Origin of the sequence: Kordiimonas sp. SCSIO 12603, assembly GCF_024398035.1 — a bacterium.
GTDB lineage: Bacteria > Pseudomonadota > Alphaproteobacteria > Sphingomonadales > Kordiimonadaceae > Kordiimonas.
Genome location: NZ_CP073748.1, coordinates 1,604,421 through 1,631,170 on the forward strand (window position 1 = coordinate 1,604,421; position 26,750 = coordinate 1,631,170).

Below are 26,750 nucleotides of genomic sequence, written 5' to 3' on the forward strand. Positions count from 1 at the left end.
TGTGGGCCAGCAGTACTGAGTAGGTATTAAAATTTGTAGGATAGGCCTAGACCGTATGTGCGTGGTGGTCCAGCGATAAAGGTTGGAATACCGAAACTGCCGCCCGTATTACCGCCATCGATGATGTATTCTTTATCGAACACATTATCCATATAGCCTTGAATGGTTAGTCTGCCTTCCATAAGCCTTAGGCCAGCTCTGATATTCATCAGACCAAAGCTATCCTCGCGTGTGCCCGGTACAACAAAGAGTGTGCTGCCAGACGCTGGGTCAACAACCTCAAAGTCATCTTGATTGTCATCTTCGAAGTAAACTTCAGATTTCCATGTGTATGTGGGTGTCAGGAAGAAGGTTCCGAAATCAAGTTCATGCTCATAGTGGAAACCCGCAGAGAAAGAATGGTCTGGTGACAGGCGGAACTGGTTGCCGCCAAATACCTGTGCATTGCCTTCATCATCTGTTTCGTTAAAGCGGCCACGGTTATAGGCATAAGTAACGAAAATATTCAGGTTATCTGTTGGTTTGGCATCGAACCCAATTTCAAAACCGTATGAATCAGCTGTACCCCCATTTACGTTTTCAAAACGTGGTGGCTGACCAGGGCCTGCATCAACGGCAACTGATGTCTGGAAGTTTTTATAATCATAATAATAAAGCGCACCTTCAACCGTAAGGCGGTTATCCATAAAGCTGCCTTTAGCACCCAGTTCGAAACTGTTCACTGTTTCTTCAGGGATCAACGTGAAAGCAGGTGTTACACTGGCATCCGGGTTGGTTGTGAACGAATCTTCAATCACTTCAGGGCGTCTGCCGCGGCTATAGTTGAAATAGATATTGGCATCTTCTGAAAGCGCATAAAGAAGAACTGTCCGCCAGGAAAAACCACCAAAGGTGCTATCAACGTCAAAATCATCAGAAGAAATAACACCGTTTGAATTACCTGCGAGCAGGGCTGGTGTGCCAACAATAAGAGGGGTTAACGGGTTTGGTATTTCAACAGCGGATGAGAAAGATGTTTCTTTATTGTCATGGCTATAACGGCCACCTGCGATGAAGGTTAAACGCTCTGTAAGGTCTACTTCCACCTCGGCAAATACATCGAGAGAGACATTATCCGCAAAATTGGTAAAGGTTTCCTGCTGGAAAACACCTGTTGGAATGCCTGCTGCTGCAAGTGTTGCATTCAGGATTTCCGGGTTGCCGCTCAGGTAAGCTTGTGCCAGCGGAATGCTGCCACCAAAGAAGGCGGTACCATCAACCGGGTCTGATGTAGCGGCAACGGAACCAAAAAGGCCCGCTGTTGTACCGATATCGATACCAAGTGGTACGCCTTGGCTACCTTCTTCAACGAAAATACCGCCACCAAAGAAACCACGAACACTGCCGCCAGCATCATAGCTGAAGCGCATATCATGGCTGAATTGCTCGCCTTTTGCATCTTCTGCAAAGATAAAGATATCAAAGCCTGTCCCGTCTGGATCAAATACTTCAAGGCTATCAAACTCGCGGTATGCAGTTGTGCTGAGAAGGCGCCAGTTATCGGAGAAATTCCAGTCAACAATTGCAGTAATATCAAACAGCTCACGATCCACAGAAATATCTGTGCCGCCCAGGAAGTTCCCAAACGTGTTCAGGGAGGCTGGAGAGTTCGGGCTCGTATCGCCACCAATTGCCGGAATAACACCTGATTTAAAGCTGGTGCCTGTTGGGGTATCTTTTGAATAGTTTGCAATCAGATCAAGTGTCAAATCTTCGTGCGGGCGGAAGCGAAGGCTGGCTCGAGTGGCAAATGTATCGGTGCCGTTCAGGGCAGGGCCTTCTGTGTTTTCGGTGTAACCATCCGCATAATCATATGAAGCAGCAAGACGGAAGGCTACTTTCTCACTGAGGGGTACGTTAACAAAACCGTCAATACCAACGGTATCAAAGTTGCCGTATGTGGCGTTAATACCTGCTGATGGTTCAAATTCTGGCTTGTTGGTAATGATATGAACAGCACCAATTTGTGCTGAACGACCAAAAAGTGTCCCTTGTGGGCCTTTCAGAACCTCTACGCGCTCAAGATCATAAAGCGGTACGACAGAGCCGCGGGAACGAGAGATTGAAACGTTGTTCTGGAATACGGAAACACGGGCTTCAATATTTGATGCGCCGCTGTCTGACGTAATACCACGTAGTACAAAGCCCGGGTTATTCACGCTTTGCTCTTGTACCACAAAACCGGGTGTGAAGGCTGAGAGCTCTTCAAAAGAATCTACGCCGATTTGATTTAAGAAATCACCGTTATAAGCGGTAACAGCTAGTGGTACATCGATTGCACTTTGCGCTCTGAACTGCGCTGTTACTGTGATGATTTCAATTTCATCCTTGGCGGTTTCTGGTTTGCTTTCCTGTGCAGTGGCTGGTGTGGATGCCAAGGCTATGGCGCTGGCTGAGGCTAAAAGAAAAGTACGCATTTTGAAGAACTCCCTGAAATATATGCTCAGCCTCCTACCGGAGGGGAATGAAGAATGGGTGATGGTTTTGCTACGCTTTTGTGTAATGACTACAGCGTGTTAAGTTTATTGTCAAATGTGACAATAAACTATCATTTTGAAAAATGGAAAAGAAGGTTAGCTTTCCGTAGCGGTATAAGCCCGATCAATAACAGTATTTGACATTCAATTGACATTAAGTGGTGTAGGGCTGCCTTTAAAAAATATAAAACAGCGAGGATACTATGACTGACACAACAGTGACGAAGGCTGAGAAAAAGAGACAATTCTCCGTTTCAGCCCTTTATGATTTATTGCTTATTGTAGGTGTGCTTGTCGGCGTTAAGCAGACAGCTTTGCTCTATTCATCCCAGTTTGCGGGGCCTATCTCAACTTTTACGGCTATGATCGTGGCAACATGGATGTTGCGCAGGCGCGGTATGGCATGGGCCGATCTTGGGTTTGTAAAGCCTGAAAAAGTTTGGAAAATGCTTCTTCAAGCGGCTTTGGTGTTTGGTTTTATTTTACTGTTTCTGGCAGCAGGTGGTTTCATTGCTGATCTATTCTTTGACAAAGGCTTTGTTATTAATCGGTTCGAAGGTGTGGAAGGAAATGTGCCCGTTTTTATTATGTGGTTGTTCCTTGTATGGACGCACAGCGCTTTTTTCGAAGAAATGCTTTTCCGGGCTGTTATTATGAATCGTCTCAGCACATTCTTCGGGGGTGATACGGCGGCGACAATAGCGGCAATTGTTCTTTCCTCCATCTTTTTCGGGTACCGGCATGCATATTATCAAGGTGGGCACGGCTTTATTGTAACGGGCTTTGCAGGGTTGGGCTTTGCTATTGTCTATGTGGTTTTAGGTAAAAAGAACCTTTTGCCTCAAATACTTGCGCACGGAACAATAAATACAATCGGCTTTACTTTACGGTTTCTTGGTATGCGAGACTAATAAGTTAACGATTTGGTAACTATAGATTCTACTATTCAGTCGCTTTCTTATCTGATATTCACCCTCGGGCTCGGAATTAGGGGAGGGCGACAGAATAGTGAATAGAATTCTCTATATACTTTCTATCTGCGTTGCGGTGATTGCCGCGACACCTGTTTGCTCTCGAGCGACAGAAGGCCCTTCAGCGGCGCCTTTAAATGTTTATACACATGGTTTTGGACCTTTCGCCTTTTTACGAAAAGATGGAACGATTGAAGGACCAGGGGTTGATTTACTTTCCTGTGCACTCGGGGCAATGGGGATTAAATATCAATTGAATGTTGTGCCTCTCGCTCGTGCACGCCGGTTATTTGGAAATGAAACGCTCGATTTATGGTTTCCAACCTATCACTGGAATGGCAGAGATAATGAGCAATATATTGTTGGTGAGCTTGGGCGGCGGGAGCTGTCTTGGTATATTCGTCCTGACGCAAAAATAAGCCCTGATCATCCCGATTTTAAGGCGAAAGCTCTTATCGGCACGTTTGCAAAATCGGGCCCTGAAACAATGCTGCGCGAACGCGGGTACCGCATCGGCAAAACCAGCGATAACGGAAATCAACTCCTTCTTTGGTTGCTTGAAGGGAAAGTGGACGCACTGCTAACGCTTAATTTTCGTAACCTCCTATCGCAACGACTGAAGCAAAGGTTTGATGAGCTTCAAAAAACATATTATGAAACATTTCGTATGGGCTTTGAGATTGCTCAGCACTTTGACAAAAAAGAGCCTGCTTTCAGGCCGGCTTTTCAGGGCCATTTAAAAGCTTGTGAGTTACAGTCCAAGTAATGGAACTAGTGGCTGTCTAATTTCCTCGGTGCATATACCGACCTTGGTCAATAAAAAAGCCCTCATCCCGTAGGAAGAGGGCTTCTAAAATTTCTATCAAAACCTATTAATCAAACAGGCTGGAAACGCTTGTTTCGTGTGCGATACGGTTCATTGCTTCCGCAAGAAGCGGAGCAACTGTTACCACGCGAATTTTCTCACACGCTGCCACTGCATCTGTTGGGCGGATACTGTCAGTGATAACCACTTCATCCATGCCACTTTTCGTGATGCGTTCAACTGCAGGGCCTGAAAGTACGCCGTGCGCAACGTAGGCAGATACTGATTTCGCACCAGCATCAAGTAGCGCCTGTGCTGCGTTACAAAGTGTACCCGCGCTATCCACGATATCATCCACAAGGATACAGTCTGTGCCGGCAACATCACCAACAATATGCATCACTTCAGAAACACCAGCACGTTCGCGGCGTTTGTCGATGATAGCGATTGGTGCATCCATGCGTTTCGCGTAAGCACGAGCACGTACCACGCCGCCAACGTCAGGAGATACGATTGTCGTTGTACGACCTTCGTATTTTTCCTTCAGGTCGCGTACCAGAACAGGCATCGCATAAAGGTTGTCTGTCGGGATATCGAAGAAACCCTGGATCTGGCCTGCGTGCAGATCAATTGTCAGCACACGGTCAGCACCCGCTGTTGTGATAAGGTTCGCAACCAGCTTCGCAGAAATTGGTGTACGCGGACCAGGCTTCCGGTCTTGGCGCGCATACCCGAAATACGGCACAACTGCTGTAATACGGCGTGCAGACGCACGACGAAGAGCATCAATGCTCACAAGCAGTTCCATCATATTATCGTTTGCTGGGAAATTGGTCGGCTGGATCAGAAATACATCTTCACCCCGAACATTCTCATGGATTTCAACGAATACTTCCTGATCGGAAAAGCGTTTGATATCCGCTTTTGCGAGAGGAATGTTAAGATACTCACTAATTGCCTCAGCGAGTTCCGGGTTCGAGTTCCCGGTTAGAATCTTCATGCCCATTAAATGGCCTCCACGGTGATGAAGATTGACGTCGGTTTCCGACCCTTTATCAGTGCACAGGGTGCCTGTAAAGCGGGCAGATGCATCTCGGGCATATTTGTGCAGAAGGGAAATTAAAATCCCCTTAATATTGTGACTTATTTCTTACAGTTAGCTATGCAGGCAGCATTATTGCGGAAATTTGTCTGCCATAGTCTGGTTCGCCTCTATGTGTAGTGCGGCGATAGGAAAAATGCACATCACTTGTGTATGTATCGATTCTCACGTTATGGATGGCGAGAATGTTTGCGGCTTGTAGTCGCGCTGTTACAAGACCGGGTAAATCGAACTGGAAGTGATCGCTATCCTTGCCCGCAATGAAGAATTTTTCGAACGATGTATTTTTTTCGAGAAACTGATCTTTGAAACCAGCGCCAACCTCATAGCTTGGTTGGTGAATAGTGGGGCCAATGGCAGTTTTAATATTGGCGCGTGTGGCACCCAGCTTTTCCATTTCGAGAATTGTGTTTTCAAGCACACCGCCAAGTGCGCCTTTCCAGCCCGCGTGTGCTGCTCCAATAATGCCGGCTTGTTCATCTGAAAATAAAACTGGTGTGCAATCAGCCGTTAAAATTCCGAGAATAAGCCCGGGTGTTCTGGTAACCATCGCATCCGCCTTTGGGCGGTCTTCCCCCCAATCTGAGGAGGCAACGACAACATCTGCACTATGGTGTTGATAACAAGAAAGCACATGAGCATCACGGCGTTTTGCAATATGCTCCGCAACGATTCTTCGGTTCTCAGCCACATTTGCCACATCATCGCGTGAACCCGGGCCACAGTTGAGACTACGATAAATACCTCGAGAAGTGCCCCCCTCATTACTCATAAACGAATGAGGAAAAGAGCTGAAATCATCAATAGTAATATGCTTGGGCATGAGATTAATCATCGCTGAGGTGTTGTTTTTTCAAAACCTTATCTGCTTTAATTGGTAAAATAAAGGCGGGCAGAATACAAATAGCAGCTATTTCTTCCTGTTGGACTGAATATCCCCTGGATGCACGGAGGGATATTGTAACGGTTGTTCCAAGCTAGATACCAAATCAGTCAAATCCTATTGCAGACTTATGAAAAAAGAACAGCAGGCAATTGCCAAGAGCAATAGGAAGAAAACTGCCGCAGTGTCTTGTGGGTAGTTACATAATCTTAGGATAAAGTATCGCTCACAGGAGTGTTCTTCTAAGGGTTATATTGGTGAGCTGTTAACCTATCTATAGGTGCTCTTGCGTGTAAACAAGCGATTGCGATAGCGGAAATTTTATACTTGCACTGATGTTTACTTTCAGTTGAGATGCGTATTCATTTATCCAACTGTTTTGTGAATCGGGGAGATTTGTTGTGGTTAAAAAGAAACTGGCTTATGTGGTTGCAGGAGTTCCAGCTCTTTTATTAGCGGCCACTCTCCACACTCCTCTTCAAGCGCAAGATGGTAGCCCTGCTGAAACAGTATCAAGCGCGAAGGTTTGTGGTGCGATCGACGATACGGCAAAGCGGCTTACCTGTTATGACAAGCTGTTCCGTGCGAAAACGGTTGTTGCAGAGAAAAAGCCCGATGCGAAAAAACTTCAAGCGGCGCTGAAGGAAGCAGAAGCAAGAGCAAAAGCTGCTGAAGCACGCCTTGCGGAACTTGAGCGCAAACAACAGGAACTCGCTAAACAGCAGGCTAAAGCAGCTCAAACACCGGAACAAGCTTTTGGGAAAAGCGAGCGTAAGGCAGAAGATATTGATGAGCTGGAAGCTACAATTGAAGAAGTGGCTACGCTGAAGAATAATCAGGCAATTATCTTCCTTGATAACGGGCAGATTTGGCGCTCGATTGAATCTGCAAAACGCTTCTATCTGAAAGCTGGGAAAACGGTGCGGATTAAAAAAGGTTCTCTTGGTTCATACCGTCTGTTTGTAGGGAAATCCAAGAAAGCGCTACGGGTGAAACGTAAGCGTTAGAAGTCTGATCAACATGTGCTACCTAAAAGCCGGGAGGCGGAGGTAGCTCATGGTTTTGAACAGCAAGCACTTTAAAGAGAGTTCCCATTTCGTCAGGTGCGGTAAGGCGCTTAAGTTCAGAAAGAATCTTCTCCTGTTTGGCTGCATCGGCGCCAGAAGCCAGTGCCTGTGCACGGCTGCCGATACCTAGCGCCATCAGGAACATGCCCTGCGGTGTTGAACCATATGCCTTTGAATGTGCCTCTGTTGCCGCACGGTGAAGCTGATCAAACGCTACATGAGCGGTGAGATCAGCAGCGCCGGGTTCAGCGAACGGATCAACATATTCGTGGTTTTTAAGTGCCTGGAATGTATCGCCAAAACTGCTTATCCGGTAGCCGTAATCGAGGAACAGGGCCGAACCGCCATGTGTATTCAGACGGAGCGCTATATCTCCCATAATGGAAAGGGCAGAGGGGCAAATCTCGGCTATGCTGCCGTCCGGTCCATCTTTCATATGTTCGGGTATCAGTGCAACATGGGCGGTTGGTTTGGTAACAACCAGCTGAAATACACCATCTTCGACGTGCACACGGCGTTCCAGCCATTCGCCGTTTTGTCGTTCATACTGATGAATTGGAAGGGCATCAAAAAACTCATTCCCAATAATCAGGCTGGGGCCCTCTGGTACCGTATTCAGGGTATCGTGCCAGTTACCGTGCGGAACTTTCTTTTTCTGAAGTTCCCTTAATTGCAAGCTGGTTTCAATGAAATGAACCTCTGCGGCATCGACAAAGCCTTCTACTGGTGCTGTAGCGCGCAGGATATCAGCCATTAAAGTACCACGACCGGGGCCAAACTCAATCAGGTGGAAGCTTTGCGGTTTGCCCATTTTATACCAGCGGTCCGCCATATAAAGCCCGATGATTTCACCGAACATCTGGCTCACTTCAGGAGCGGTGATGAAATCACCATCTTTTCCGAAGACACGTTCTTTCTGGTAGTAACCGTGCTGAGGGTGCATTAGGCATTCGGCCATAAACTCTGCAAGCGTAATTGGTCCAGTGGCTTCAATACGGCGGATCAGGCTTTGTTTCAGCTCGGTCATCTAGCTTACCCTTTATTTGCTAGTGCTTTTTTGTGGCGAATACCTTTGCTGATAAGCCATGCAGCTAATAGGAACATCGGTACTGAAAGCATCTGCCCACGGGAAATACCTGCTATAAGGCCGATATGCGCATCAGGTTCGCGCACAAATTCCACAATAACACGGGTAAGCCCGTATCCCGCAATAAAGAGGCCTGCAAGCACACCGGGCATATCTTTTGCCACACGGGTTTTATGGTAAAGCAGTTGCAGAACAATAAAGAGAATAAGCCCTTCACCCAGTGCTTCATAAAGTTGGCTTGGGTGGCGCGCTAGTCCGCTCGGGTCACTTGGGAAAACCATTGCCCACGGTACATCAGTCGGACGGCCCCAAAGCTCACCGTTCACGAAGTTTGCAATTCTGCCAACAAGCAACCCAATAGGGCTGACGATGGCAACGGTGTCCGCCACCCGCATTAAATCAAGCTTATGTTTACGCACATATAAGATCACCGCGATTACAACGCCCGCGAATCCGCCGTGGAAAGACATGCCAGTAAGCCCACCATCCCAGAAGCGGATAATGCCCACAGGGTCTGCCATATATTTTGCGAAATCATAGAAGAAAACATACCCAAGGCGGCCACCAAGAATAATCCCGAACACAGCCCATGTGATGAAATCATCAATATGATCCCGGCTCATGGCGGCACCCGGTTGGCCTGATAGTCGGCGGATATACCACCAGGCAAACAAAATACCGCCCAGATAAGCCATGCTGTACCAACGAATAGCAATAAAGCCGAAATCAATCAGAACAGGATCAATCTGCGGATAGGGGATGACGCCAAGTGTCATAAGGAAATGCCTTTAATGTCGCTTCAATATCTGCGCCATCATGCTTTCTGGGCGCTTTGTGTCAAGTGAAGGCTTTGATAGAAAGGATTTAGGGCATGTGTGCGGCACATCGCCCATTGCAATTTCATGCATTTTCCCCCATATGAAGCACACTGATTTATAAGGAACATACCAATGCAGACACAGAATAAATTCATGGATGACCTTGCAAAGCTGGCAACAGGTGCTGTTGGTGCAGCTCATAGTGTGAAGGGTGAAATGGAAGGCGCGTTTCAAGCCTGGCTTGATCGTCAGCTTGCTGGAATGGATCTTGTAAGCCGTGAAGAATTCGAAATTGTACGTGATATGGCTGAAAAAGCCCGTACTGAAAACGAAGATTTGAAGGCTGAAATTGAAGCTCTCAAGAAGAAAATTGACTAATTTTACCATTTAAATACTGCTTTCGGGGGGAAAGTTATCCCCGATGGATATATGTCTTATCCACTTCAACATGCCTTTGTAACAGCCTGAAATACCGCTTTAAATTTTCCTGCCTTAAAGCGATGGTTGAAGAGTTTTCCACAAGAAATTTGGCCCAGACAAGAATATTTCCTTGCAAGTTTGGAAATTCATGGCACGCTATATTTAGTGTTAAGTCTGTAAGAGGGAGCCAGATATCGTGTTTCTGGTTATAAATTACTAGACGTTGACCGGCGGAAACTCAGCCGGTTCAGGCCGGCGTTACATCTCATAAGGGGAAACCGAGATGACGACTTTAAGTACCGGGCATTCCGAGATTGCACTAAACAATCCTGTAGACATGGCTGAAGAGCTTGCAGGCGCTAATGACTGGAGCGTCGAACGGCACGGCGATAATGAACTCGTCATGTTTATCTCAGGTGAATACACCGATCTGCAATTTCGCATCATGTGGCGTGAAGAATTTAAAACACTTCAATTCGCCTGCTTGTTTGATCTTAAAGTTCCAGCCAGCCGAAAAGCCGATATTTATAAAGTTATTGGACTGATCAATGAACGTATGTGGATTGGTCATTTCGAATATTGGGCTGAAGAGAATGTGCTGCTTTACCGCCACGCCAGCCTTGCGAATGATTTAATGCTCGGCGGCATTGGTGAAGATCATATGGTTACCATGGTGGAAACAGCGCTTGGCGAAAGCGAACGGTTCTTCCCTGTGTTCCAGTTTGTTATGTGGGGTGGGCACAGCCCAGAAGAAGCCATTGAAGCAGCAATGCTTGAATGTGCTGGATCAGCATAAAACCACAGGCCTCAGGCTTAGGGAGCGGTACCGGGATTTGATAACTTTTTTAACAGGTTGAAAAAGAAATTGTCATTTTCCTGTGCTTGAATGGAAAGGTAGGTGGATGTAGCATCCATCTACCTTTTCTATTGAAATATGAGGCCTTTATGCAGCACGTTTTCTCACCGGATAATCCACTGATTCTTGTTGGTTGTGGGCATATGGGCCATGCAATGGCGCTCGGTTGGCTGAGTGCTGGGGTTTCACCAGAAGCAATTTTTGTGATTGATCCTGCGCTGGATAGCGCCTGCTTGCCGGGCGTCGCTACAAAGCGCTGTGTTACCTCGTTTGAAGAACTGCCCAAAGGCACGTTGGCGAAAGCTGTTGTTCTGGCTGTGAAACCACAGGTGATTGACCGTGTGTTGCCGCAGGTGGCAGGTGTTGTTGATAAAAACAGCCTTGTTATTTCTGTGGCGGCGGGCGTTACACTTGATCAGATGCAAAGAGGTATCGAACACGAATGTGTGCTTATTCGCTCAATGCCAAACACACCAGCGGCAGTTGGGGCAGGCATTACAGGGCTTACTGCAAGGGAAGGTATTGCAGCTGCTGATAAAACGCTGGCGAGAGAGCTCCTGTCAGCCACTGGCGCAACGGTATGGATTGACAGCGAAGATCAGATGAACGCTGTAACCGCTGTTTCCGGCAGTGGGCCAGCTTATGTGTTCTATATGGTGGAATGTATGGCCGCGGCTGGCGTTCGCCAAGGCTTGCCCGAAGATGTGGCTATGGCACTGGCAAGGCAAACTATTATCGGGGCAGGTCGGCTTTTAGCGGCAGATAGTGATATTGAAGCTGCGGAACTTAGACGCAGAGTAACAAGCCCCGGAGGCACTACAGCCGCTGCCCTTAATGTGTTGATGCAGGAAGAAGGCTTGCCTGACCTTATGCTGAAAGCCATTGAAGCTGCAAACAAGCGCGGCGCTGAACTGGCAGGTTAAGGTTTTGCAGGGAATTGGTACCAGTATTTTTCCGGGATATTTTGAACTCGTTTGCTGAGGCGTGGGTTTTCCAGTTCAAAAACGACTGGGTTATGTTTCATAACCGCATCAAGGGCAATTTGCAGGTTTGAGGTCTTCTTGAACATGCGGTCATACACCCCGTTTTCCATGATGCGTTCCAGCCCCTGCTGAAGAATAGCTGCATGTTTGGTATCTGATTTATTCATATAAAAGAATAAGTCAGATTTATATTTCAGGATGACATGGGTGTTGAGCAGGATTTCCCCGCGTTTAAAATAGCGCTCAAGGGCTTCTTTGTTTCTTTCCCATTCCATGACAGAGCGCGGGTATATATCAACGCGCTGCCTTGCCAGCATAATAGGAAGGCTCTCGTTCGGTGCCGGGACAACCGTTAAGCCATTATGCTTGAGTATTGGGGTATCCGGCCAGGTGGTGCCTGAGGCAAAGGTAAAGGTCTTCAAATCTTCAAAAGAAGTAACCTGATTGATTTTGGCATCACTCTTTGGTTGAACGAATAATACCCGGGTACCCAGAAGGCCTTTCGTGAGCGGTATATCAATTTGCAGAAGCGTTTGTTCCCGGTCTTTGTCATGGCCGGTTAGATAAAGATTAAAAGGGGCCTGCCCGTGGCTAAGTTCAGAGAGTGTCCGGGCCTGATTATAGCGTACCAGCGAATAGTTCTCGAGGGTGTGGTCCCCATCCGCGGCGTTTAGGGCTGCTTGCAGTAGTTCAAGGAAAAACGGGTCAGATTGAGCATAGGAACCAAGCTTGAAATGTTCGGCATGACAGGAAAGCGTGCCACAAAAGAAAAGGCTGAATATACCGAATATCCATATTTTCACTAACGTCATGGGTTGATCCTACAGCGTTGATTCTCAAACAACAAGTATGCGGCAGATAAAAAAAGACCCCGGAAAAATCCGAGGTCTCGAAAGTGTATCAACATAGGGAGTTTACGCATCAAACGTCTATCAGCGTAAATTAGTAAAGGGCCGGTCCCGGAGGGGAAGTGGGGGAGGGGGAGGAACTCCGGGACCGACCTTTATGGCGGAAACCGCCAAAACTTTAAACTCGTTGCCGCTGAGCAGTTAGTGTGCTCGTTGGCGTTGACAGGTATATAGGCCTGCACCATGAAAAGGGAAAGAGATGATTTCGCCGTACCAGCTATGCGTTTTGCGCATGCCTTTCAATTATGAACTATTTGTTAAACGCATTGCTTGACGGCAGCGATTAATGCTTCATTATAGCGTTTGAAAAAGCCTATTTTAGGCAAATACTTAGCGGGGGATGCTCATGAACTGGTACAAAATGTCCGTGGCTGGCTTGGCAATATTTGCAGCGGCTGCATGTGGTGACAGTGGTGGTGAAACTACCGAAAAAAAAGATTGGAAGGCCGAAGTTTTAGTTGCGGTGGACCAACGTGATGCGGCGAATCCTGTTTTTGAAGAAGCATTGAATGCAAATCAGCCTGAAGTTTTGGCCTTTATGGGGCATATGGGCGAAGAGATGTGCGGCAAGATTGCACCGTATTTGGCAAGTGACGATAAAAATTACCGCTATTATGCAGCGATTGGTGCCGCATACTGCCAGGATGAAAAACTTTCCGCGAATCTTCTTTCTGCGTTTGATGCGGAAGAGGATGTGCGCATCAAAGAAGTTTTGGCTGTGGCCCTGGGTTATTCGGGCGGTGAAACAGCACGGATGCCGCTTTTTGATAATTATGCGGAGCTGGATGAAGCTGGTCTTGTGGCGATTATTCAATCCATCGCTTATGCACAGGTGAAGGCATCTGATTATCAGCTCGCGCCATTTGGTGAATTGCTTGATCTCACTTCCGATAAAAAACTTGGGTATGCTGCGGCTTATGCGCTTGGGCGTGTAAACGGCCTGAACAGTATGCTTGAGCTTGCGGATGTTGAACGCGCTATCGGTGAAGCGCCATCTGTTGATGTAAAAATTGCTCTTACCCGTGTTGCTCGTCAGTTCGGTAATGAAGCAGCACCGCTGTTGTTATCGCTTACCGAAGGACAGGCGAAGGTAGTTCGTATTGCAGCGATCACGGCAATGGCCCGGCTTTCTGATGAAGCAACGAAGCTGGCACTTTATAACCTTGTTGAAGACGAATCTGCTCATGTAAGGCATGCAGCTCTCGCGGCGCTTGCAAACCGGAATATGGATGATCCCGGTGTTGAAGCTATTCTTGATAACGCATTATCAAACGGTACAAGCTGGGATAAGGTTTCCGCCATGCGCGGTATTCGGGCGCGGGATGCAGAACTTGCAAACCGTGTAGCCAGTGAATGGCTTGCAGGCGATGATTATTACCTTGCATTTCAAGGGTTGATTATCTTGTCCGGTTCTGATGAAGGCCGAGAAATTCTGAAAGAATATGCTGATACGCATAAAGGCACTGTGCGCGGCTATGAAGCGGCTGTTGCGCTTGACCCATCTATTGAGGCGGATACCGTGCCGCGTGCAACACCTGATTTTGCTACGACGCAAAACTATGTGACCAAAACACTGACCCTTTCTACGACCCAAGGCGATATTGTAATTAAAATGCGCCCGAATGCACCGTTTGCAGCCACAAGCTTTTTGCAAGCGGCAGAACAAGGCAAGTTGGATGGTATGTTATGGCACCGGGTGATCCCGAACTTTGTGGCGCAAGCTGGCCAAAAGGAAGACCCAGAACTTTATAAGTGGGGTAGCATCCGTGAGGAATGGGGCGGTGCTCATGAAATTGGTACTGTTGGTGTAGCAACTGCGGGCCCTGATACCGGGACAACTCAATTCTTTATCAATACAGCATACAACATGCATTTGAATGGCCGTTACACTGTGTTTGGCGAAGTAACCAGCAGCATGAATGTGGTCTATAACCTTCAGGAAGGTGATAAGATTATAAAGGCCACTGTTAGCCGTTAAAGAAATAAGCCACCTCATTTTTTGATGGGGTGGCTTCTATATTTTCAGCCTTCAAAACAGGTGTGATTAGCGAAATGGAAGCCCTCAATTTTGTCAATTTAATACAGGCAGGTGCCATTGCTATTGGGGTGTTAGGCGGTGTTCTCTTTTGGCTTACCAAACCGTATGAATTTCGGGGTATTGCATTTTTCTATTTGGCGATGGCGCTGGCTGCCACAATCAATATTCTGGAAGAAACAGGCGTTACCAGAGATATTTATCTGGTTAGCCCTGTCTTCATCATGCTTTTTGGGCCTGCGACATATCTCAGTGCAAAGCTGATTATAGAGAAAAAGCTGCTTTGGCGTGAAGCATGGCACCTGGCACCAGCCTTACCGCTCCTGTTTTTTACCTCATACACTTATGAAGTAATTGCCGTTGGTACAATATGGCGGCTTGCCTATGCGCTCTTTACTATGTCGATGATCTGGAAATACAAGCGCTTGCTTGATGAAGAGCGTTCTGATGCCGAAGAATACTCGCTCAATTGGCTTATATGGGTGTTGGTTATAACTGCAGCTTTCAACCTTGTTGATCTTGTCCGTTTGAATATTCAGCCATTGATCCCTCACGGTTTGAATATATTTGGGCAAGGTGTGAATAATGCAGTTTGGCTTATTGCTTCAATGGTCATTATCGTGAAGTTCCAGATGCAGGGAAGCCTTCCAAAGAAAAGCGCAAAACTTTTGCCTGATACCAAAGATGGTGAAGCCAGGAAGGAAGACTATACAGCGGTTTTTGAAGAACTGGATAAGCTTATCAGGCTGAATGAATGGTATTTAAAACCGCGCCTTACCTTGCATGATTTAAGTGAACTAACCGGCCTGCAGGTTCGGGAAATATCCCGGGCAATTAATGTGGTGAAAGAGCTTCCCTTCAACGAATATATCAACGGCTTCAGGGTTGAATATGTCTGTAACGCTATAGAGACAGGGACCAAGCAATCTCTGCTTGAAATTGCAATGGCAGCCGGGTTCAGTTCTAAAGCGTCCTTTAATAAAGTGTTTAAACAAATCGCAGGGATGACACCCTCTGAATATAAAAGCCGCGTAAAGGCCTAATAACAGGATGATAGACGTCAAATAACCTGTTTCTGGACGACAGGAGTATTTGCTCTTCCTAACTCATAGCTTTCTAAAGCGAGGAGTTAGGTATGAAATTTATCCCCTGTGTGCTGGCAAGCCTATTGATTGGCTGTAGCGCAGCAAGCGAAGACATTGAGCCAGCAGGTAATGGCTTTATCTTGCAAAATGTAAATGTCGTTGATGTAGCGAACCGGTCAATTCTTTCGTCTAAAACCATAAGGGTGGAAAACGGCAAGATCACTTCTATTACTGATGTGGATGTATCTGATAGGTTGGCTGATCTTCCTGTCATTGAAGGAAAAGGTGGGTATGTAACACCGGGCCTCATTGATATGCATGTGCACATGTATGAGCGCGCAGCCTATGTGATGACGCTAAGCCACGGGGTAACCCATGTCCGCATTATGAACGGTGTGCCAAAGCAGCTTGAATGGCGTGATAAGGTAAATGCGGGAGAGATGATTGGCAGTAGCTCAACGGTTAGCAGCCCGATTATCTCTGGCTACAAAGGGGCTTATTTGCATCACGGTGTTGAAACCGCTGAAGAAGCGAGGGAAGCTGTTCGCCAGTATCACGGTGAAGGCTATGATCTTATCAAGCTTTATGGGAACTTGAGCGAAGAAGCCCTGAAGGGCGCTGTTGCTGAAGGCAAACGGCTGGATATGCCAATGGCCAAGCACGGACCGCATGCATCGGGTGAGATGCCTGTTGGTGAGCTAAAGGGACTGCAGTCTTTTGAACATGCGGAAGATATCTATCAAGGTCCGCTGAATTACAAATTTGAGCCCGATCGTCTGCCGGGCATTATTGCCGAATTGAAAGCAACAGAGGTACCGCTCACTCCAACGCTGAATATCTTTTACCAGTTAACGAAACTGAGCGAGGAAAAAGAAGCGTTTCTTGAGCAGACCCCAAAACACTATACCTCTTATATCATTGCGCTTGAGGCTAAGAAGAACCAGGTAGATCGTTGGTTAACCGCCTCTGACAGAATGGTGGCGCATAATAAAAAGACCCTCGCATTCTTGCAGCTGATCACGAAGCAGGCGCATGAAGGAGGAATTCCTCTACTGGTAGGATCTGATTCAGGCGTACTTTTGTCCCCGCATGGCCTTGCGACCCACACTGAGATGCGGCTGATGAAAGAAGCTGGGCTCGATAGTTATGAGGTATTGGCGGCAGCCACCATTAACTCAGCCAAGGCGCTGGGGATGGAAAACCAGATTGGGCAAGTGGTTGCTGGTTATAATGCTGATTTTATCTATACAGCATCTAATCCTGCCGATGATCTTTCTGTACTCGTGGAGCCTGCTGCAGTGGCAAAGGCAGGGCATTGGTACACGCGCGAAAAGCTTGATCAATTGAGAGTTGACGCCATTAAAAACCGAAGTTTCTGGGAAGAAGTTGGCGTGCTGTTTGGCGCTATGTAGATCATCCAAGTGGAAAAGCCCTCGCGATGTTGCGGGGGCTTTGTGTTTTAAAGGATATTACTTTCAGCTTTAATCTGCCGCACCATGAAATCACGGAACAGAGCCACGCGGAGCGACCCTCTAAGCTCGGGCGGGTAACAATAATAGCTGTTAAACGGTTTACCTTCGATTTGCGGCAGGACCCGCACAAGCGTTTGCCTGTTGTGCACCAGATAATCCGGCAAAACCGCAATGCCCATACCCGCTTCCACAGCATGCATTACACCGTATAGGTTATTTACCTGTAGGCGGGGCTTCCGCTTTTTGGTTGGATTACCAACATTTGCGAGCCAGCCAAGGTTCTTCAGTGTTGGCAGGTTTGTTGTGCCGAAAGTGATAAGGTCGTGGTTATCCAAATCTTCGGGCGTAACGGGTGTTCCCATACGGTCCAGATACTCTGGACTTGCATAAATGTGGGTGTGGAAACTCGCCAGTGGGCGCTGGATCAAATCAGCTTGCTCTGGATCATGAAGGCGGATCGCCACATCCGCTTCACCAGCGGCGAGATCAAGATCGGCATCATCAAGGATAACCTGCACATCAATATCAGGATATTCAGCCATAAACTGTTCAAGGTGAGGTGTGAGCCAAACGGCCCCGAACGTTACCATTGTGGTTACACGGAGAAGGCCTGATGGACGCTCTTTCGATTCCATTAAACTGCGTTCGGTTTCTTCAATGCGGTGGACCACATCACGGGCAGTGTTGAAAAGTTCCTGCCCTTCCTGCGTAAGAACAAGGCCGCGAGCATGGCGCGTGAACAGAGAAACATTAAGGCTTTCTTCAAGCGCACGAATTTGGCGACTGACAGCAGACTGGCTACAATTCAGCCGGGCGCCAGCATTTGTAAAACTGCCAGATTCCGCAACGGTATGAAAAATGCGAAGTCTATCCCAATCCATGCCATGTTCTCCTAAGTTTCGCTGACTATCCCATTCCTTGGGGCAGGGCGCAAGTCCTTCATGTCTTTATGTTTTCACTGCTTGCTGCGGCTCTTCATATTGCATAAACTGACCCTTACACAATCTTGAGGTCAGCTCCATGACAAGTAACGATAAAATTCTGGAAGCAGTAGCGGGATATTTCAAACGGGAATATCCAGGCATGACAGCAGAAGCTGTGATTTGCTTTATGATTTTATCTGATCTTGGTGATCAGGCACGTATGTATGATATCGGTGTTGGCACTGGCATGACATGGGAAGAAGTGTACCAGCATATGATGCTGATGAAAGTAGGGAACGGTGCAGGGCTGGTTGCATACCAGCAGCTGGCAGACGGGCATTATATGGCGATCCTTACAGATAAAGGTAAAGCAGCGCGAGATGCGCTTCAACAATCGGTTCCTGTAGGCTGATGGATATCGCACTTGCTCTTTCTGAAGGTAGGCGAGGGGCTATTGCCCGAGCAAGCGATGTTGCGCACCATATAAGAGATAATCCGGAAGAATTTAGAACGTTTGTAACGCTTTTATCCAGCGAGGATGAAGTGATTGTTTCCCATGCCTCGCATGCTCTGCAAACTTTGGGGAAAATAGCACCTGATCTGGTTAGCGGTTGCTCTTCAGAAATTGCAGTAAAGCTTATTGAAAATAGCCAATGGGAACTTACCGAAGCTTTTTCAAAGATACTTTCCATACTCACCTTGAATGAAAAGGAAACAGAGGCTGTTTTTGATACACTTTTTGAGCGGTTCGAAACAGGAAAGGGTAGCTTGCTCCGAACATGGGCGCTTCAAGCACTTTTTGATTTATCTGTGGTGCATCCACGGTTTGAGAGCCGAATTTCCAAAGCGCTCGGTATTGCTCTTGAGGCAGGCAGTAAAGCCATGCAGGCCAGAGCTAGAAAACTGCTTTCCCAATAATAAAGAATGAGGCCCACACCTGGGGGGAGCGGGCCTCAAAACCTGATACGGTTTAACTCAAAACATAGTACTCGAAACAATTAACTCAGAACATCATACTCAAAACACGGGTACTCAGAACTAAACTACTCAAAACAAGTTACTCAGAACAAAAACACTCGGAACACTATACTTCGAACAAACTCAATACTTGTACTCAGTACAAATTCCTATTCAGCGGCTTTTGCTGCTGCATGGTGCATTTCAGCAATATATTTTTCCGCTTCCAGTGCCGCCATACAGCCCATTCCTGCTGCTGTAACAGCCTGGCGGTAAACTTTATCTGTTACGTCACCCGCAGCGTAAACGCCCGGGATATCTGTTTCTGTGCTATCTGGCTTTTTGATCAGATAACCTTCTTCATCCATCGGAAGCTGATCTTTGAACAATTCAGTTGATGGCTTGTGCCCAATCGCAACAAAAACGCCGTGCACGTTAAGCTCTTCAGTTTCACCTGATTTAACGTTCTTCAGGCGAACACCTGTAACACCTAGAGGTTCTTCTGTGCCAAGAACTTCATCAAGCACTGTATCCCATTTAACTTCCACATTCTCTGTGGCAAATAGACGCTCTGCCAAAATCTTTTCCGAGCGGAACTCATCACGGCGGTGAACGATCGTTACTTTCGAACAAATGTTCGCCAGATATAGAGCTTCTTCAACAGCAGTGTTACCACCACCGATTACCACAACCTCTTTGCCGCGGTAGAAGAAACCATCACATGTTGCACATGCTGATACACCATAACCGTTAAATTTTTCTTCAGATGGAAGACCAAGCCATTTAGCTTGCGCACCCGTTGCGATCACAATTGTGTCAGCTGTGTAGATTGTGCCGCTGTCACCAATTGCTTTCTTTGGTGTAGACTTCAGATCAACTTCGTTGATGTAATCATAGATGATATCGGTGCCAACGTTTTCTGCCTGCTGGCGCATTGCTTCCATAAGCTCAGGGCCCTGAACAGCATCTGCAAAGCCAGGATAGTTCTCTACATCTGTTGTAATGGTTAGCTGACCACCAGCCTGCATGCCAGTTACGATTGTTGGCTTAAGGCTTGCGCGCGCAGCATAAATCGCAGCTGTATAGCCCGCTGGGCCAGAACCAATAATCAGCATGTTGCTGTGTTTTGTATCAGTCATCTAATCATTCCTTAGTCTCGCGCTCATGCTGCGCATTATTCCTCGGCAATTAGCCTGCCAATTTCTTGGGGCAATTTCTTGAGCATGTACATAATGCCTGAAATCGCACTTGCCAATGCATAACACGCAAGATCACGATGGATTGTTTCGATATTTATAATCGAAAAAGCTGAATATTAGGTGAAGAGACCTATTCCTGCTTGCCCAGCATCAATGTGAACAGGATCACAAAGTATAGCGGCAGCAGTACATAAGCGCCGCCTACAACACCCATTAGGCCCCACTGAATACCAGCCATGATCCACAGCATAGCAACGTTAATTAGGAAGCCGATGAACATACCTTCGCCGCCTTCTTTAACTTCACGCACCATAGGGCCGAGAATAGGGATAAGGAAAAACAGCTTTTGGAATAGAAGACCAAGATCCAGTTTGTTTTCTGGTTTTAGAGCAATATCAGACATGGGGAGTACCTCACATAAACTTCAAACTTAATGTTTATGTATGTGTTTTGGTTGCCCTTGTAACTGTGGACAATTGTCGCAGGATTTAACCCTTTGATTTTGTACAGCATTGTAGGTTTTTGGGCGTGAAGCCCTATTATGTCCTGCTACTATTTTGCTGAGAATCTAAGCGCTATTCGGGCAAGGGCGGCATTTTAGGTGTAGCGTTTGGTGTGCGTTCGTAGATAACTTCGCTTTTCTCACCCCAAACGCCGCGTAGCTTGAACTGTGTCCAGCTATACATCTGCCCGTTTCGGATGGAATAGCCGGCCCTGGTTTCCGTGGGGCCATCTTCTGTCGTGCCACGGATATATTCATGCACGATAATACTACCGTATGAACGCTCGGTGATGACACCGTCCGTATAAAAGCCACCGTTATTTACGTATCGGTATATAATCTGCTGGTCCACATTATCCCAGTGGATAAGGCTTTCACCTGCGTATGCTCCATCATTCACGCTGTGGATAATACGAACAACCTTGCCGCCAAAGGCCCATTCCCACCGTGTTACATCAATGAAGCGCTTTCTGGGATCAGGTGTATCTGAAAGGGAGGTCCAGGTTCCAATGAAAGGAATAAGACCCTTCAATTGCTCAAGAGGCTCTGCCGCGCGCACATTTGCGGAAACACATAACAAGATGAGCATGGAATAAATGAAACGCAAGAAAGCCTCCTCTTCATATGGCGGCAGAATAAGCAGGAATTTATGCGCTGCCAACATAGCTTTGATTATTTTTCAGATTTTATGGATGATCTTCATGTATGCTGACACTTTCTGGCGTTGATGTTTTTTACCTACTGCATTCCACGACTAATTATCAGAGAGGTAGATATGAAACTTTATTGGGCACCACAAACCAGATCGGCACGTGCTTTATGGATGCTTGAGGAAATTGGGCAACCTTATGAGCGAGAGCTGATTGAGATTAAGGAAGGCACTGCTCGCCCTGATGCGTTGCTGGCTGCAAGCCCTATGGGCAAAGTTCCTGCACTTGTTGATGGAGAAGCAAGCCTTTCGGAATCAGCTGCTATCTGTCTCTATTTAGCTGATCGTTATAGTCTTGGTAATCTGGCGCCTGCGCTGGATAGCGCTGAACGGGGCAAGTTTCTTTACTGGATGATGTATGTACCGGGTGTGATTGAGCCAGCTATGGCTGAAAAGTTTGGCGGCTGGGAAGCAAACAAATACTCTCACGGTTGGGGTGATTACGAGAGCATGATTGAAACGCTGGTATCAGCGTTAACAGGTAAAGAGTGGCTTGTTGGGGATAAATTTACCGCGGCTGATGTTATGATAGGTTCAACATGCTACTTTATGAAAAAATTTAACATTTTGCCTGATAATGATGTTTTAGATGCCTATGTGGCACGGTGTCTGGAGAGGCCAGCCTACCAGACTGCTTTAAAAATAGATGTGGCTGGCTAATGTGCTGAGCACTAAGGGTGAGGAAATTTGTTCAGACGCTTATTTGGTTTCATACTAGCTAGCGTTGTCTCTGTTTCTGCTTTTGCGGTGGAAAGAGGGACGATATCTTTATGTTCAGATGAGAACTTTTGGGCGCCATATGCATTTTCTTATGACGGGAAGAGTAGCGGAACAAATATAGAGATCGCCAAAGAGGCTCTGAAACGGTTGGGCTACCGTGTTAAGGCTCAACCGCTTTCGTGGCAACGGTGTTTATCAGAAGCCCGAAAGGGTAATTACGATGTTATAGTTTCAGCTGCTTACAGGCCTGAGCGCGCTGCTGATTTTTATTACCCTCTTGGGGCTGAAGCTGGCGAGATTTCCCCATACCGTATTATTCAGGCCAGTTATGCGCTGGTTACCAGAAGAGGTTATGTTTGGGATGGTATAAGGGATAATTTGCCTCACCCTGTTGGTTTACCAAAAGGATATTCAAATGCCCTGGAGCTTGAGGAAACAGGGGTAAAGGCGGTTTATGCGGAGCGTTATAGCCAGCTGTTTCGCATGCTGCTGAGAGGGCGGTTAAATGGAATTATTGTTCTAGAACCTGCTGCAAGGATCTATCTCCTTGATGAAGATTACCGGAATAAACTCATTGTTCAGCCAGCTATTTACAGTTCAAAATCTTATTACCTGATTGTTTCGAAAAAGGGGAAACTTGCTTTAGAGCAGGCCAAGATGCTCTGGTCTGAGGTCAAATCGATCCGCGAAGATAATGATGAAATGTATAATATTCAGGTGAAAGTACTTAAACAGCTCCGTAGGTGCCTGAGTGCTGCAAAAGATTGTAAACGGTAGCTTTTTTGAGTTTGCATGTGGCCTGAGCTTGGCTATTGTTTGCAAATGGAAAAGCAAGGGACCTATCAATTGGAAGATGAAAAAGCCATCGTGCCTGAGAAGCTACGTTCTCAGTGTGGGATTGCTGCTGCCCTTGATTTGATTGGTGACCGGTGGACCCTACTTATCATTCGGGATTTAATGTTTCACGGCAGAAATACCTATCAGGAAATTCAGAATGGGCCTGAACAGATATCAACGAGTACGCTTGCTGCTAAACTAAAAATGCTGGAAGAAAAAGGCCTGATCGGCAAAGAAATGTATCAGCAAAATCCGGTGCGGCACCGATATTATCTAACATCTGCTGGGAATAGATTAAGACCAGTATTACTGGCAATTGGAAAATGGGCAGATACAGAGGTTGAAGGTATTGGTCGCCAACCTCTATTTCCGCAAAATGATCAGGATGCCTGATTATTATCCGGCTTTATGAATATCAAAGCTCAGGATTTTTAGCTCTTTTTTATCCACCACACAGATAATGCTGGCTTCTTCACGGCTTTTGCCTTCAACCATTTTGATAAGCTCAAAACCGAAGTTGCGGTTTACCTTTGTTTTCTTATCAAGAAGGATGCGGCCCTTACCAAGCTTTGCACGTGTTTCTTTCATGCATACTTTAAGAGCTTTATCAGATTTGCCCGCAGCAAGTGCCGGAGCAGTAAAAGATAGGGCTGTAAGCGCCGCTACAGACGCCGCCACTAGGGAGGTTTTTTTCACAGTATTGTCCTTTAACAAACGGTCGCCTGAATACAGGCGCAAACTACATTACGCTGCTATATAGACCGAGACTTCGGTTTTGCAAGTTACTTTGTTTTTAAAATACAAACTGCGCGGATTAGCCGCAGTTTGGAATGTATTTGCAGGCTATCTGTGCTTGTTTTTAACTTGGGTGCCACAGCGCGGACAATTTAAGTGACCAACCCTTACTTTCAGGCTGCCGAACAAACTAATACGGAAAATCTCACCGCAGGAACGGCAGCGTCTCTGTGGTTTTTTCCAGATATGCACAAAGTAAAACGCGCCAAAAACCGCTACAGAAGCGATGGCTGCTGTTTCTGGAAGTGCTATCAATGCAATAGGTGCCATCATTAAAAAGATCGCTAAACCCAAAAATTTGTCTACGGTTGTCATCTTACACTCAATACGTATGCACAAGTATGATTCATGTTTGCCTGAATTTACCCTGAGCCCGAGTACAACTGATAAGCCTGAAAACGTTAAATGTCTATTAACGGAATTGAGAGATTTGAGGGTTTTTCATATTTATTTTCAGGGTCATGCCTAAAAGTACGAAAAATCACCTATCTATTTAGAAATTAAATAAACTTTTGTGAAATTTAATGAGTTTTTTGCTATATTTTTACGCTGAGAAATTGCTGTTTGCGAGCGGGTTTTGCATGTGTCATTTAACGTGAAGTAAAAAATGAAATATAGGCTTCAGTCTCCTAAAGCATGTTCCAGATAATATTCACTGCAGCCTTAAAAGAATTCTGGTTAAAGAGCCGCCACTCTGTTGGTTGACCACGCAGCCATGTTTGAATGATCTTGATATTTTCCAGATCAGCATCTCTGGTGGTAAGTGGGTTATCGGAAAGAATAACAAAATCAGCAGATTTCCCGGCAGTGATAGAGCCAGTCTCATGTTCAAGGCCTAACTGCCATGCAGCATCTATTGTCATTGCTTTCAGAGCTTCTTCAGGGGTGAGGGCTTCAGGCGTTGCCATAGGCTGACTTCCGGTGCGGCTCAGGCGCTGGCGTGCTGTACGCATTACCCTTAGTGAACCAATCGGGCTAGCGGGGTTGTCTGTATGCACAGAGATTTTTTGCCCCGTGTTTAATGCGGTTTTCAAAGGCATGTACCGGTTAACACGCTCCTGGCCTACTAAATCACCTAAAGCGTGACCATAGAAATACACATGATCCACAAAGAAACTTGTGGTCATACCCAGGGAATGAGCTCGCTCTAATTGCTCCTTGGAAATGAGGGCACCGTGTTCAAGCCGGTGGCGGTGATCAATGCGAGGATTAATCTTGAGTGCAGCTTCAGCAGCATCAAGGACGCGTTTCACAGCACGTTCGCCCTGCACATGAACGGCAACCTGATATCCTTGATCATGATATTTTTGAAAAAGAGCTTCAAAGTTATCCTGATCATAATTCAGCGCAGCCAGGTGGTTATGGCCAAGATGCAGGCGTTCTTTGACCAATTTAGTGTTTTCATAGGGCTCTTCAAAAGCAGCACCACCCGCGAAAGGGGAGCCATCCATCCAGAATTTTACACCAATCACTCCGCCTTGTTCCGAATTATCATCGGGTTTGCTGGTTTCTGGTAGCTGGTTTGGAAGGGCATAAATAACAGAACGAACAGGTGCATTGTCCATTTGTGTAACAGCTTGATAATCACCAAGTGGGTCATCGCTTTGAATAACAATACCCATGGCCCCCAGCGTGGTGTAACCAGCTTGAGCATACTTGGGAAACTGTGTCGCAAGAAGATACCTGTAAGCACCTTCAGGTGGTTTTGGGATAGCATTCATCAGAACACCAATCGCGCCCACTTCGCGTACGGTGCCTGTAAGCTCACCGTTTTTATCTTTCATGAACTCGGAGCCTTGGGGCGCCTCTGTATCCTTTGTGATGCCAGCAGCTTCAAGCGCGAGCGAGTTTGCATAGGCATCATGCATCATCTGCGTGAGGATCACCATCGGCATATCGGGGGAAAGCGCGTCCAGTTCTTCGAGGGTAGGCGCATGGAGGTCAGGTAACATCACAGGATCCCAACCGTAGGCAACCACCCAACCGTTATTACCGCCCTCAGCAACGCCTGCTTTAAGGCTTTCTATCACCTCAGCACGGTTTTTATTCGTGAAACCTGATACATCGGTAACGGCCCCAAGCGTGGCAGCAGACATTGGGTGTGTGTGGGGCTCAATAAAACCTGGCAGCATGGTTTGGCCGTTAAGATCAACTACCTCAACATCATCCGTTGCCAGCGCACGGGCAGCGGCTTCTGTGGTGGCTGAGATAATTCTGCCGTCTCTAACGAGTACAGCTTCTGCGGTTGGGTTCTTGTCATCCATGGTGACAATTGTACCGCCCACAAAGAGTGTTTCTTTGCTTGCATGAGGAGGCTGTATCCAGAAACAAAAAACGAGAAATGAAAGCGCCAGCACCACAAAAATAGCTGTGATAATAGGTAGTTTCCGTTTTTGCATCTCAGGCTCCCCGTTATTCCCCGAAATGACAATAGTCTGAATTTTGCTCAGGTAAAGGGTTTCTTGCTATTTCGCTAATGGCTTTCTAAGCTGCCGCTTAAAAGGGGAGAAATTATGAAAAACCTAGTTTTATCAGGTATGTTACTAGCCGGCTTTGCAGCGCCAGCGCAGGCAGAGGGCGTGTTTGAAACACTGCAAGCAAATTGCGGGAAAGCCTTCAAAGGCGAAGTTGCACGCGGCGCGCAGGATGATGCATGGCGCAAAGCCACGATTATCATGCATGTGCGTGAATGCTCTGATAAGCAGATTAAAGTGCCTCTTCATGTGGATGATAACCATTCACGGGTGTGGATTATTCGCCGCACGGAAGATGGGGTACGCCTGAAGCATGATCACCGGCATGAAAATGGCCATTCAGATACCGTTACCATGTATGGCGGCGATAGCCGTGAAGGTGATGGCGGTGCGGGAGACGATGAAATTGCCTTCCCGGTGGATGCTGAAAGCATTGCGATGTTCAAAGCGAATAAGCTGGAAGCAGCGGTTACCAATGTGTGGCACATTGCGGTGAAAGACGGCAAATTTTCATACCGCCTCACCCGCCCGAACAGGGATTTTATGATTGAGTTTGATCTTTCAAAACCTGTTGCAACACCACCAGACGCTTGGGATTTGGTTGGGCACTAGTAGTTTTGCGTTAG

28 protein-coding genes are annotated in these 26,750 nt (G+C 46.8%); 15 read left to right on the plus strand and 13 right to left on the minus strand.

The features are described 5' to 3' along the window. Positions 1–26: 26 nt before the first annotated feature. Positions 27–2,456, minus strand: coding sequence for a TonB-dependent receptor (locus tag KFE96_RS07290; protein ID WP_255835327.1), 2,430 nt, complete (start codon positions 2,454–2,456; stop codon positions 27–29). Positions 2,457–2,719: 263 nt separating this feature from the next. Here KFE96_RS07290 and KFE96_RS07295 point away from each other — a divergent pair, with 263 nt between their 5' ends. Further along, positions 2,720–3,427 (plus strand): CPBP family intramembrane glutamic endopeptidase, encoded by a 708-nt coding sequence (locus tag KFE96_RS07295; RefSeq protein WP_255835328.1) that lies wholly within the window; start codon positions 2,720–2,722, stop codon positions 3,425–3,427. Between the two features lie 97 nt (positions 3,428–3,524). After that, on the plus strand, positions 3,525–4,253 hold the full coding sequence (locus KFE96_RS07300; RefSeq protein ID WP_255835329.1) for a hypothetical protein: 729 nt from the start codon (positions 3,525–3,527) through the stop codon (positions 4,251–4,253). 106 nt (positions 4,254–4,359) lie between these two features. On the opposite strand, the gene KFE96_RS07305 is transcribed toward KFE96_RS07300, so the two are convergent. Both KFE96_RS07305 and pgeF read right to left on the minus strand, forming a co-directional pair. Then, entirely contained in the window at positions 4,360–5,292 is a 933-nt protein-coding gene (locus tag KFE96_RS07305; protein WP_370650570.1) for a ribose-phosphate pyrophosphokinase, read from the minus strand. 160 nt (positions 5,293–5,452) lie between these two features. Continuing rightward, positions 5,453–6,217 carry a peptidoglycan editing factor PgeF gene (pgeF, locus tag KFE96_RS07310; RefSeq protein WP_255835331.1) on the minus strand — a complete coding sequence of 255 codons (765 nt, stop codon included), beginning with the start codon at positions 6,215–6,217 and terminating at the stop codon, positions 5,453–5,455. 461 nt (positions 6,218–6,678) lie between these two features. Between pgeF and KFE96_RS07315 the strand changes: the two genes are divergently transcribed. After that, positions 6,679–7,284 (plus strand): hypothetical protein, encoded by a 606-nt coding sequence (locus KFE96_RS07315; RefSeq protein WP_255835332.1) that lies wholly within the window; start codon positions 6,679–6,681, stop codon positions 7,282–7,284. 22 nt (positions 7,285–7,306) lie between these two features. On the opposite strand, the gene KFE96_RS07320 is transcribed toward KFE96_RS07315, so the two are convergent. Together KFE96_RS07320 and lgt are read right to left on the minus strand one after the other, a co-directional pair. Next, positions 7,307–8,371 (minus strand): class I SAM-dependent methyltransferase, encoded by a 1,065-nt coding sequence (locus KFE96_RS07320; RefSeq protein WP_255835333.1) that lies wholly within the window; start codon positions 8,369–8,371, stop codon positions 7,307–7,309. Between the two features lie 5 nt (positions 8,372–8,376). Next, positions 8,377–9,207, minus strand: a complete 831-nt coding sequence (gene lgt, locus KFE96_RS07325; RefSeq protein WP_255835334.1) for a prolipoprotein diacylglyceryl transferase — start codon at positions 9,205–9,207, stop codon at positions 8,377–8,379. A 174-nt stretch (positions 9,208–9,381) separates the two neighbouring features. On the opposite strand from lgt, the gene KFE96_RS07330 reads away from it, so the two are divergent. The 3 genes from KFE96_RS07330 (at position 9,382) to proC (ending at position 11,448) form a co-directional block, all read left to right on the plus strand. Next, positions 9,382–9,627 (plus strand): accessory factor UbiK family protein, encoded by a 246-nt coding sequence (locus tag KFE96_RS07330; RefSeq protein ID WP_255835335.1) that lies wholly within the window; start codon positions 9,382–9,384, stop codon positions 9,625–9,627. Positions 9,628–9,952: 325 nt separating this feature from the next. Beyond that, positions 9,953–10,465: a YbjN domain-containing protein gene (locus tag KFE96_RS07335; RefSeq protein WP_247014806.1), complete on the plus strand. Its 513-nt coding sequence runs from the start codon at positions 9,953–9,955 to the stop codon at positions 10,463–10,465. Positions 10,466–10,614: 149 nt separating this feature from the next. Next, on the plus strand, positions 10,615–11,448 hold the full coding sequence (proC, locus tag KFE96_RS07340) for a pyrroline-5-carboxylate reductase (RefSeq protein ID WP_255835336.1): 834 nt from the start codon (positions 10,615–10,617) through the stop codon (positions 11,446–11,448). Here proC and KFE96_RS07345 read toward each other — a convergent pair. Next, positions 11,445–12,320, minus strand: coding sequence for a transporter substrate-binding domain-containing protein (locus tag KFE96_RS07345; RefSeq protein WP_255835337.1), 876 nt, complete (start codon positions 12,318–12,320; stop codon positions 11,445–11,447). The genes proC and KFE96_RS07345 overlap by 4 nt on opposite strands. A 442-nt stretch (positions 12,321–12,762) precedes the next feature. On the opposite strand from KFE96_RS07345, the gene KFE96_RS07350 reads away from it, so the two are divergent. The 3 genes from KFE96_RS07350 to KFE96_RS07360 all read left to right on the plus strand — a co-directional run bounded on the left by KFE96_RS07350 (position 12,763) and on the right by KFE96_RS07360 (position 16,948). Beyond that, positions 12,763–14,394 (plus strand): peptidylprolyl isomerase, encoded by a 1,632-nt coding sequence (locus KFE96_RS07350; RefSeq protein ID WP_255835338.1) that lies wholly within the window; start codon positions 12,763–12,765, stop codon positions 14,392–14,394. Between the two features lie 74 nt (positions 14,395–14,468). Further along, a complete protein-coding gene (locus KFE96_RS07355) occupies positions 14,469–15,494 on the plus strand; it encodes an AraC family transcriptional regulator (RefSeq protein ID WP_255835339.1) in 1,026 nt (341 codons plus the stop codon). 92 nt (positions 15,495–15,586) lie between these two features. Continuing rightward, positions 15,587–16,948, plus strand: coding sequence for an amidohydrolase family protein (locus KFE96_RS07360; protein ID WP_255835340.1), 1,362 nt, complete (start codon positions 15,587–15,589; stop codon positions 16,946–16,948). Between the two features lie 47 nt (positions 16,949–16,995). Here the strand turns inward: KFE96_RS07360 and KFE96_RS07365 are convergent, their stop codons facing one another. Next, positions 16,996–17,889, minus strand: coding sequence for a LysR family transcriptional regulator (locus KFE96_RS07365; RefSeq protein WP_247014790.1), 894 nt, complete (start codon positions 17,887–17,889; stop codon positions 16,996–16,998). A 139-nt stretch (positions 17,890–18,028) separates the two neighbouring features. Here KFE96_RS07365 and KFE96_RS07370 point away from each other — a divergent pair, with 139 nt between their 5' ends. Together KFE96_RS07370 and KFE96_RS07375 are read left to right on the plus strand one after the other, a co-directional pair. After that, positions 18,029–18,343: a hypothetical protein gene (locus KFE96_RS07370; protein WP_255835341.1), complete on the plus strand. Its 315-nt coding sequence runs from the start codon at positions 18,029–18,031 to the stop codon at positions 18,341–18,343. Beyond that, a complete protein-coding gene (locus KFE96_RS07375) occupies positions 18,343–18,849 on the plus strand; it encodes a hypothetical protein (RefSeq protein ID WP_255835342.1) in 507 nt (168 codons plus the stop codon). Before KFE96_RS07370 ends, KFE96_RS07375 begins: the two co-directional genes overlap by 1 nt. A gap of 209 nt (positions 18,850–19,058) precedes the next feature. On the opposite strand, the gene trxB is transcribed toward KFE96_RS07375, so the two are convergent. From trxB to KFE96_RS07390, 3 genes are all read right to left on the minus strand, one after another. Next, the gene (trxB, locus tag KFE96_RS07380) at positions 19,059–20,027 is read right to left on the minus strand and encodes a thioredoxin-disulfide reductase (RefSeq protein WP_247014784.1); all 969 of its coding nucleotides are present in this window, start codon (positions 20,025–20,027) and stop codon (positions 19,059–19,061) included. A 190-nt stretch (positions 20,028–20,217) separates the two neighbouring features. Continuing rightward, positions 20,218–20,490: a hypothetical protein gene (locus KFE96_RS07385; RefSeq protein ID WP_255835343.1), complete on the minus strand. Its 273-nt coding sequence runs from the start codon at positions 20,488–20,490 to the stop codon at positions 20,218–20,220. 172 nt (positions 20,491–20,662) lie between these two features. Further along, positions 20,663–21,196, minus strand: a complete 534-nt coding sequence (locus KFE96_RS07390; protein ID WP_255835344.1) for a hypothetical protein — start codon at positions 21,194–21,196, stop codon at positions 20,663–20,665. 168 nt (positions 21,197–21,364) lie between these two features. Here KFE96_RS07390 and KFE96_RS07395 point away from each other — a divergent pair, with 168 nt between their 5' ends. Genes KFE96_RS07395 through KFE96_RS07405 form a run of 3 tightly spaced genes read left to right on the plus strand, consistent with a single transcriptional unit; the run spans position 21,365 to position 23,248 of the window. Beyond that, positions 21,365–21,958: a glutathione S-transferase family protein gene (locus KFE96_RS07395; protein WP_255835345.1), complete on the plus strand. Its 594-nt coding sequence runs from the start codon at positions 21,365–21,367 to the stop codon at positions 21,956–21,958. A 27-nt stretch (positions 21,959–21,985) separates the two neighbouring features. Beyond that, a complete protein-coding gene (locus tag KFE96_RS07400; RefSeq protein WP_255835346.1) occupies positions 21,986–22,795 on the plus strand; it encodes an ABC transporter substrate-binding protein in 810 nt (269 codons plus the stop codon). A gap of 45 nt (positions 22,796–22,840) precedes the next feature. Continuing rightward, complete coding sequence (locus KFE96_RS07405) at positions 22,841–23,248, plus strand: helix-turn-helix domain-containing protein (RefSeq protein WP_255835347.1); 408 nt, start codon at positions 22,841–22,843, stop codon at positions 23,246–23,248. A gap of 3 nt (positions 23,249–23,251) precedes the next feature. Here the strand turns inward: KFE96_RS07405 and KFE96_RS07410 are convergent, their stop codons facing one another. The 3 genes from KFE96_RS07410 to KFE96_RS07420 all read right to left on the minus strand — a co-directional run bounded on the left by KFE96_RS07410 (position 23,252) and on the right by KFE96_RS07420 (position 26,049). After that, positions 23,252–23,551, minus strand: coding sequence for a hypothetical protein (locus tag KFE96_RS07410; RefSeq protein WP_255835348.1), 300 nt, complete (start codon positions 23,549–23,551; stop codon positions 23,252–23,254). Positions 23,552–23,698: 147 nt separating this feature from the next. Next, entirely contained in the window at positions 23,699–23,965 is a 267-nt protein-coding gene (locus KFE96_RS07415; protein WP_255835349.1) for a hypothetical protein, read from the minus strand. A gap of 314 nt (positions 23,966–24,279) precedes the next feature. Continuing rightward, complete coding sequence (locus tag KFE96_RS07420) at positions 24,280–26,049, minus strand: amidohydrolase (protein WP_255835350.1); 1,770 nt, start codon at positions 26,047–26,049, stop codon at positions 24,280–24,282. Positions 26,050–26,163: 114 nt separating this feature from the next. Between KFE96_RS07420 and KFE96_RS07425 the strand changes: the two genes are divergently transcribed. Then, on the plus strand, positions 26,164–26,736 hold the full coding sequence (locus KFE96_RS07425) for a hypothetical protein (RefSeq protein ID WP_255835351.1): 573 nt from the start codon (positions 26,164–26,166) through the stop codon (positions 26,734–26,736). Positions 26,737–26,750: the final 14 nt, after the last annotated feature.

What these genes read in the sequence shown, in the direction of transcription:
- KFE96_RS07290 (WP_255835327.1), bottom strand. Translation starts at nt 2,456, where the DNA reads ATGCGTACTTTTCTTTTAGCCTCAGCCAGCGCCATAGCCTTGGCATCC.
- KFE96_RS07295 (WP_255835328.1), top strand. Translation starts at nt 2,720, where the DNA reads ATGACTGACACAACAGTGACGAAGGCTGAGAAAAAGAGACAATTCTCC.
- KFE96_RS07305 (WP_370650570.1), bottom strand. Translation starts at nt 5,292, where the DNA reads ATGAAGATTCTAACCGGGAACTCGAACCCGGAACTCGCTGAGGCAATT.
- pgeF (WP_255835331.1), bottom strand. Translation starts at nt 6,217, where the DNA reads ATGCCCAAGCATATTACTATTGATGATTTCAGCTCTTTTCCTCATTCG.
- KFE96_RS07320 (WP_255835333.1), bottom strand. Translation starts at nt 8,371, where the DNA reads ATGACCGAGCTGAAACAAAGCCTGATCCGCCGTATTGAAGCCACTGGA.
- lgt (WP_255835334.1), bottom strand. Translation starts at nt 9,207, where the DNA reads ATGACACTTGGCGTCATCCCCTATCCGCAGATTGATCCTGTTCTGATT.
- KFE96_RS07330 (WP_255835335.1), top strand. Translation starts at nt 9,382, where the DNA reads ATGCAGACACAGAATAAATTCATGGATGACCTTGCAAAGCTGGCAACA.
- KFE96_RS07335 (WP_247014806.1), top strand. Translation starts at nt 9,953, where the DNA reads ATGACGACTTTAAGTACCGGGCATTCCGAGATTGCACTAAACAATCCT.
- proC (WP_255835336.1), top strand. Translation starts at nt 10,615, where the DNA reads ATGCAGCACGTTTTCTCACCGGATAATCCACTGATTCTTGTTGGTTGT.
- KFE96_RS07345 (WP_255835337.1), bottom strand. Translation starts at nt 12,320, where the DNA reads ATGACGTTAGTGAAAATATGGATATTCGGTATATTCAGCCTTTTCTTT.
- KFE96_RS07350 (WP_255835338.1), top strand. Translation starts at nt 12,763, where the DNA reads ATGAACTGGTACAAAATGTCCGTGGCTGGCTTGGCAATATTTGCAGCG.
- KFE96_RS07355 (WP_255835339.1), top strand. Translation starts at nt 14,469, where the DNA reads ATGGAAGCCCTCAATTTTGTCAATTTAATACAGGCAGGTGCCATTGCT.
- KFE96_RS07360 (WP_255835340.1), top strand. Translation starts at nt 15,587, where the DNA reads ATGAAATTTATCCCCTGTGTGCTGGCAAGCCTATTGATTGGCTGTAGC.
- KFE96_RS07365 (WP_247014790.1), bottom strand. Translation starts at nt 17,889, where the DNA reads ATGGATTGGGATAGACTTCGCATTTTTCATACCGTTGCGGAATCTGGC.
- KFE96_RS07370 (WP_255835341.1), top strand. Translation starts at nt 18,029, where the DNA reads ATGACAAGTAACGATAAAATTCTGGAAGCAGTAGCGGGATATTTCAAA.
- KFE96_RS07375 (WP_255835342.1), top strand. Translation starts at nt 18,343, where the DNA reads ATGGATATCGCACTTGCTCTTTCTGAAGGTAGGCGAGGGGCTATTGCC.
- trxB (WP_247014784.1), bottom strand. Translation starts at nt 20,027, where the DNA reads ATGACTGATACAAAACACAGCAACATGCTGATTATTGGTTCTGGCCCA.
- KFE96_RS07385 (WP_255835343.1), bottom strand. Translation starts at nt 20,490, where the DNA reads ATGTCTGATATTGCTCTAAAACCAGAAAACAAACTGGATCTTGGTCTT.
- KFE96_RS07395 (WP_255835345.1), top strand. Translation starts at nt 21,365, where the DNA reads ATGAAACTTTATTGGGCACCACAAACCAGATCGGCACGTGCTTTATGG.
- KFE96_RS07405 (WP_255835347.1), top strand. Translation starts at nt 22,841, where the DNA reads ATGGAAAAGCAAGGGACCTATCAATTGGAAGATGAAAAAGCCATCGTG.
- KFE96_RS07415 (WP_255835349.1), bottom strand. Translation starts at nt 23,965, where the DNA reads ATGACAACCGTAGACAAATTTTTGGGTTTAGCGATCTTTTTAATGATG.
- KFE96_RS07420 (WP_255835350.1), bottom strand. Translation starts at nt 26,049, where the DNA reads ATGCAAAAACGGAAACTACCTATTATCACAGCTATTTTTGTGGTGCTG.
- KFE96_RS07425 (WP_255835351.1), top strand. Translation starts at nt 26,164, where the DNA reads ATGAAAAACCTAGTTTTATCAGGTATGTTACTAGCCGGCTTTGCAGCG.